The sequence below is a fragment of the Kitasatospora kazusensis genome (genome assembly GCF_039529945.1).
Classification (GTDB): domain Bacteria; phylum Actinomycetota; class Actinomycetes; order Streptomycetales; family Streptomycetaceae; genus Kitasatospora; species Kitasatospora kazusensis.
Map to the genome: position 1 here is coordinate 1 of NZ_BAAANT010000091.1, position 6,191 is coordinate 6,191.

A 6,191-nucleotide genomic window follows, 5' to 3' on the forward strand; every position below is an offset into this window, starting at 1 on the left:
CGGGCCGGCCGGGTCAGCAGGGCGGGCCCGGCCGGCCCGGCCCGGACCGTCAGGCGGCTGTTCTGGTGGTCCTTCTGATGGCCAGCCGCTCGACCGGCCGCTCGTTCTCCACGTGCTCCGAGACGATCTCGCCGAGGTCCTCCCGGTCCTCGTACGAGTACCAGGCGTTGTCCGGGAAGATGCCCAGGACCGGCCCGTGCTGGCAGCGGCCCAGGCACTTGCTCTTGATCACCTGGTACTCGGTCTCGGTGTCGGCCTCGCCGAGCAGCTCGATCAGCTGGTCGGCCATCCCGGAGGCGTCCAGCCGGAGACCGCAGGAGATCGGGGTGGTGCGCTTGTTGTTGCAGACGAAGATGCGTTTCGTGCCGCCGGACATCGCCGACCTCTTCTCATCCGGTTTGCAGAGACGGGGAGTTGACGCTCGAAGCGAAGGCCAGGGACGGCCCGGCCCAGAATCCGTGCCGGGCGAAGACCGGCCCGAGCTCCTCCCGGTTGTGGTTGCTGGTCAGGTTGAGCACCCGCACCACGTCCTCGCGCGGGGGCTGGGACCTGGCCGGCACGTGCGCCATGACCTTCCGGGCGACGTCCCGGGCCGGGTCGCTCCACACCCGGGCGTTCGGGAAGGCCGGCTGGAGCTCGTCCAGCAGCCAGGGGAAGTGCGTGCAGGCCAGGATCACGCCGTCCACCCCCGCCCGCACCGAGGCCGGGACGACCAGGTCGAGCGCCTCCACGACCTCCTCGGACGTCACCGGCTGGCCGGCCAGCTTCTTCTCGGCCAGGTGGACCAGCTCCATCGAGCCGATCAACTCGAACTTGCTGACGTCCCGCTGCTCGTCGACCAGCCGTCGCACCAGCGAGCGGCGGGTCGTGCTCGGAGTGCCGAGCACCGCGACCGTGCCGCCCCGGACGGCCTCGGCCGTCTGGGCGATCGGCGGGATGACGGGGAACATCGGCACCTCGGCACCGAGGTCGTCCAGACTCGAAGCCACCGCCGTGGAGGCCGTGTTGCAGGCGATGACGACTGCGCGCGGGTTCGCGGACTCGGTGATCGCGTGCAGTACCCCGTAGATCCGGGCCCTCAACGCCAGGTCGTTCTTGTCCCCGTACGGGAACCAGCCGTTGTCGGCGACGAACAACAGGTCTTCGGAGGGCAGCAGTTGAATCAGGTGGCGGGCGACGGTCAGGCCGCCGACACCCGAGTCGTAGATCACGACGGGGCGGCTGCGTGGGATCGCCACGCCCCGCCCCGGCGGGGACTGCAGGTAGGTGGTGGTCATCAGGCCGCGATCGCGCGGTTGATGGTGCCCTCACGCATGGCACGGGACTTGCGCAGATCGGTGGCGAACACCACCCGGGAGAGCCAGCGGGCCTGCCCCGGCGGCAGCGGGTCGAAGGCGTCCCGCGCGTGCGCGCAGCGGAAGTTGTCGATGTAGACGAAGTCCCCGCCCTGGAGGACGAGTTGGGCGCGGTTCTGCTCGAAGTGCGTGCGCAGCTTCTCCAGCGCCCGGCGGGGCACCCCGTCGTAGTCCTCGACCTTCAGGGTGGCGAAGTTGATCCGGACGTACGGACGGTCGGTGGGGCCGAACAGAACGCTGAGCTTGTCCTCGGCGACCACACCGGAGGTCGAGTGGATCGGGTTGTGGCCGATGACGAACTGCGGCTCGAACAGGGCGTGCAGCTCTTCTTCGGTCAGGTCGACACCGTCGACGCTGGAGATGGTGGTCGCGGCGCGCTCGTCGTTGCGCATGCAGGCCAGGCCGATGAACTCGGCGCGGACGGGGTGGAAGGCGTCCTCGATGTGGAAGCCGAAGTCGAACATCGACCCGGAGCTGGAGTTGGCCACCCCGGACAGCGAGGGCATCGGGGTGATGGTGTTGAAGATGCTGCCCTTGCGCTGCGAGGTGAAGCCGACCGGCTCGCCCAGCAGGCTCCCGTAGAGGCCGTGCAGGAGCTGGGCGTCGTTCAGGCGGTAGCCGGGCTCCTCCTCGACGTAGGTCACCGGCGTGGGGCCGGGGCCCTTGGCCAGCACCGGGCTCCCGGTGACGTGCAGCGCCGAGGTGATCTCACAGCGGCTGAACGTGTAGAAGGACTCCCGGATGCGGCGCGGGAGCTCCTGGGCCAGGACGTGCGAGTGTTCCACGAAGTAGTTCGGGTCGGGCATGCGGTCGTCGGCGGTGATGTGGTCCAGCAGTGCTCGGATCTGGACGGACTCCTCGGCGGTGACGGCGAGTTCCCTGATAACAGTCGACATGTGTCACACCTCTGGCAGGGCGGAGGACGGCGGTCCTCGGGGACGGTGGGGAGTGCCGGCCGGTGGTCCGTCCTGCCCCCGGGGGAAGACAGGACGGACCACCGGCCGGCCGGCGAACACGGTGGTGGGGACCGGCTCAGGCGTCGTACGCGCCGCTGGCCTCAAGGGCCGGGACGAGGCGGAAGGTCGCGAAGCGCGCCTCGAAGAACGGCGAGACGGAGTCGTCGATCGGGAAGTCGTTGGTGAGCTCGTGGTGGCCGCCCTCGCTGGAGTCCAGCACGATGTGCGTGGTCAGGTAGTGCTTGAAGGCGTAGAGGCCGGGGGCATCCCAGTTCTCCTCGGCGGAGTCCAGGAAGCGGGCGAAGATGCCCGACAGCTCCTCCTCGCGGCTGAACACCGTCATGGCCCGGGTGTGCGGGTCCAGGGCGCGGCAGGCCGCCAGGTAGGTGGCCGCGTGCTCGCCGAGCTCGGCCTCCATCTTCTCCATCACGCCGTGCTTGTTGAGGAAGTGCGAGAGGAACTCGTGGTGGTCGCGGGGCTCCTGGAAGTCCTCCAGCGCCAGGTTGGTGGTGTCCAGCTCGCCGAGGATCATCTCCTGCAGGCCGGCGTGGTCCGGGTACATCTCCTGCGTCAGGCGCAGGGCCTCGCCGAACTCGACGGCGGCGACCCAGGAGAGGTACCAGACCTGCTGGAGCTCGTGGCTGCTGAGGTTCTCGAACGGAAGCGCCAGGATCTTGTCGACGAAGGTCTTGTACTTGAGCGGCTCGGCGGCGTCGGTGGCCGGGCTCTGCGCGATGGTGCTCTGCGTAGTCATCTGTTGACCCCTCACAGGTAGGCAGTCCGCGTTCGGGACGGCTGGACAGGCTGGACGGTAGGGACCGGGCTGCCGGTCCGCCGTGACTCCGCACTGCGTTCTTGCGGTGCGGTCTCCATCTCAGCCGCCCCGGGAACCACCGGCAATCTCTGAATTCCCCCCTGTTGTAGGGCCCCTGGGCTTTCTCCCAGATGGTGCCGGGCCCGTCCGGCGAGGAGGGTCGTCACGGGAGAGGCGCGGATTCCGGCCGGTCCGGCCCGTCTTTCGCGGCCCGGGCCCGTGCGACCGGGCCGCCCCACCAGCCGGCCGCCCGTTGCAGACCCCGGAGGACTTCCATGTGGAGCACGGCTTTTCCGAGTTTCCTGATCGGGTTGAGAGAGGGGCTCGAAGCGGGACTCGTCGTCTCCATCCTGGTCGCGACCGTGGTCAGGTCCGGCCGGCGGGCCCAACTGCGTCAGGTCTGGCTCGGCGTGCTGGCCGCGGCCGCGCTCGCGCTGAGCTTCGGCATGGTGCTCACCTTCACCGCCGCCAGCCTCTCCAGCTCCGCCCAGGAGGTCTTCGGCGGGACGATGAGCGTGATCGCGGTCGGCTTCGTCACCATGATGGTGTTCTGGATGCGCCGCTCGGCCCGCGGCCTCTCCGGTGACCTGCGGGCCCAGGTCGCCGCCGCGTTGGAGCTGAGCGCGGGCGCCCTGGTCACCACCGCCTTCCTGGCCGTCGGAAGGGAGGGCCTGGAGAGCGCGCTCTTCCTGTGGAGCAACATGCAGGCCGTCGGCCAGACGGCCGGGCCCGCGATCGGCGCGGCCGTGGGCCTGCTGGTGTCGGTCGCGGCCTGCTGGGCGCTCTACCGCCGGGTGCTGAAGATCGACCTGGCCGCCTTCTTCACCCGGACCGGCGTGCTGCTCGTCGTCATCGCCGCCGGCGTCCTCGCGTACGGGCTGCGCGACCTCCAGGAGGGCGGCGTGCTGCCCGGCAACGCCGCGCTCGCCGTCCACCTCGGCGCCGGCCGGGACGCCGGCTCCTGGTACGGCACCCTGCTCCAGGGGGTCTTCAACCTCTCGCCGCAGATGACCTGGCTCCAGGTCGTCACCTACGCCGGCTACCTGGCCGTGGTGATGCCGCTCTTCCTGCACCGGTCCGGGGCGCCCCGGCTGAGCCGGCTGCTGCTCGGTCCCGCCGGCCGCCGCGCCGCCACGGACTCCACCGCCCCGGCGGTCGCACCCGAGGCCAGCGGCACACCGGCCGGCGCCGGCCGGCCGCAGCGCCGGCCCGCCTGGGCCGTCCCGGTGGCCCTGGTCGCCGTACCCGGCTTCGTCGCCGGTACGGCGGTGGTGGCCGGCTCGGGCAAGCCGGTGGCCGCCGCGACGGTGACCGTCTCGGACGCGAAGGACCAGTGCGGGCGGGGGTTCAGCACCCCGCCGCCCGGCCAGCAGACCTTCCAGATGCACAACGCGGGCGGCCGGACCTCCGAGGTGTACCTCGTCGACCCGGCGACCGGCGCGGTCTACGGGGAGATCGAGGGCCTGGCGCCGGGCACCACCCGGCCGCTGACCGCGACGATCGGCGCGGGCGACTACGCCTGGCGCTGCGTGCCCACCGACGGTACGGCCGTCACCTCGGCCGCCGTGCACGTCACGGGCGCACCGGACGCGAAGGCCGTCGCCCCGGTCGCCGAGGACGACCTCAAGGCACCGCTGGACGCCTACCGGGCCTACGTCCAGGCAGGGCTGGCCGACCTGTCCGGGCAGACCCGCAAACTCCAGGAGGACGTGCGGGCCGGCGACCTGTCCGCGGCGCGGACGGACTGGCTGACCGCGCACCTCAAGTACGCCTCGCTGGGCGCCGCGTACGGCACCTTCGCGGACTTCGACGGCAAGATCAACGGCCGCCCCGACGGCCTGCCGGACGGCGTGGCCGACAAGGACTTCAGCGGCTTCCACCGGCTGGAGTACGGCCTCTGGCACAACCAGCCGGCCACCGACCTGGCCCCCGTCGCGGACCAGCTGGCCGCCGACGTGGACGGTCTCGCCAAGGCCTTCCCGGCCCAGCAGTTCGACCCCACCGACCTGCCGCTGCGCACCCACGAGATCCTGGAGAACACCCTCCAGTTCGAGCTGACCGGCGACACCGACCAGGGCAGCGGCAGCAACCTGGCCACCGCGCAGGCCAACCTGGCCGGCACGCAGGAGCTGCTGACCGTCCTCCAGCCCCTGATCGCGGCGCGCGCCCCCGAGACGCTGGCCACCGTGCACAACGACGCCAAGCGGCTGGACGACCTGCTGACGGCCACCCGCCGGGCGGACGGCAGCCGGCCCGCCGTGCAGCAACTCGACCCCCGGACCCGGATGCAGCTGAACGGCGCCACCAGCCAACTGCTCGAAGACCTCGCCCCGATCCCCGACCTTCTTGAGATCCGGAAGTCAGCCTGATGACCACTCAGAACGAGTACGAGACCACGGGCGGCTGCCCCTTCCCGCACGCTGCCGCCGCCGCTGCTCCCGTCGAGAGCGGCTGCCCGGCCGGGCCGGCCCGCCGCAGCTTCGTCAAGGCCGCGCTCGGTGTGGGCGCGGGCGCCGCCGCCGTGGCGGGTGGCGCGTTCGCCCTCTCGGCGGGTCCGGCCAGCGCGGACACCGGCACCGGCGCCAAGCACGGCACCGTCCCCTTCCACGGCGAGCACCAGGCCGGTGTCACCACCCCGGCGCCCGCCTCGGCCGCGTTCGTCTCCTTCGACGTGATCGCCGCGGACCGCGCCGCGCTGGAGACCCTCTTCCACACCCTGACCGACCGGATCCGCTTCCTCACCGCCGGCGGCACCCCGCCCGACCTGGGCGTCGGTGCCCCGCCCGCCGACAACGGCATCCTGGGGCCGGTCGTCCCGACCGACGACCTCACCGTGACGGTCGGCATCGGTGCCTCGCTCTTCGACGGCCGCTACGGCCTTGCGAAGGCCAAGCCCGTCAAGCTGGGCCCGATGAAGACCTTCCCCAACGACAACCTCCAGGCCGCCGAGCTGCACGGCGACCTGTCGCTGCAGATCTGCGCCGACAGCCAGGACACGGTGCTGCACGCGCTGCGCGACATCGCCCGGCACACCCGGGGTGCGATGCAGGTCAAGTGGCGGATCGA

The 6,191-nt window shown here is 71.5% G+C and carries 6 protein-coding genes; 2 read left to right on the forward strand and 4 right to left on the reverse strand.

All coding sequences use genetic code 11. The annotated features are described in order from the left end of the window. Positions 1–49: 49 nt before the first annotated feature. The 4 genes from ABD330_RS31800 to ABD330_RS31815 form a co-directional block, all read right to left on the reverse strand. On the reverse strand, positions 50–376 hold the full coding sequence (locus ABD330_RS31800; protein WP_344469785.1) for a (2Fe-2S) ferredoxin domain-containing protein: 327 nt from the start codon (positions 374–376) through the stop codon (positions 50–52). Positions 377–389: 13 nt separating this feature from the next. Then, a complete protein-coding gene (locus ABD330_RS31805) occupies positions 390–1,277 on the reverse strand; it encodes a glutamate racemase (RefSeq protein ID WP_344469786.1) in 888 nt (295 codons plus the stop codon). Further along, positions 1,277–2,251: a TauD/TfdA family dioxygenase gene (locus ABD330_RS31810; RefSeq protein ID WP_344469787.1), complete on the reverse strand. Its 975-nt coding sequence runs from the start codon at positions 2,249–2,251 to the stop codon at positions 1,277–1,279. The genes ABD330_RS31805 and ABD330_RS31810 overlap by 1 nt, the downstream gene beginning before the upstream one ends. Before the next feature lie 136 nt (positions 2,252–2,387). Further along, positions 2,388–3,065: a DUF3050 domain-containing protein gene (locus tag ABD330_RS31815; RefSeq protein WP_344469788.1), complete on the reverse strand. Its 678-nt coding sequence runs from the start codon at positions 3,063–3,065 to the stop codon at positions 2,388–2,390. A 335-nt stretch (positions 3,066–3,400) separates the two neighbouring features. Between ABD330_RS31815 and efeU the strand changes: the two genes are divergently transcribed. Continuing rightward, the gene (gene efeU, locus ABD330_RS31820; protein ID WP_344469789.1) at positions 3,401–5,494 is read left to right on the forward strand and encodes an iron uptake transporter permease EfeU; all 2,094 of its coding nucleotides are present in this window, start codon (positions 3,401–3,403) and stop codon (positions 5,492–5,494) included. Further along, a partial coding sequence (locus tag ABD330_RS31825) for a Dyp-type peroxidase domain-containing protein (RefSeq protein ID WP_344469790.1) occupies positions 5,494–6,191 on the forward strand: 698 nt, incomplete at its 3' end. The genes efeU and ABD330_RS31825, both read left to right, overlap by 1 nt.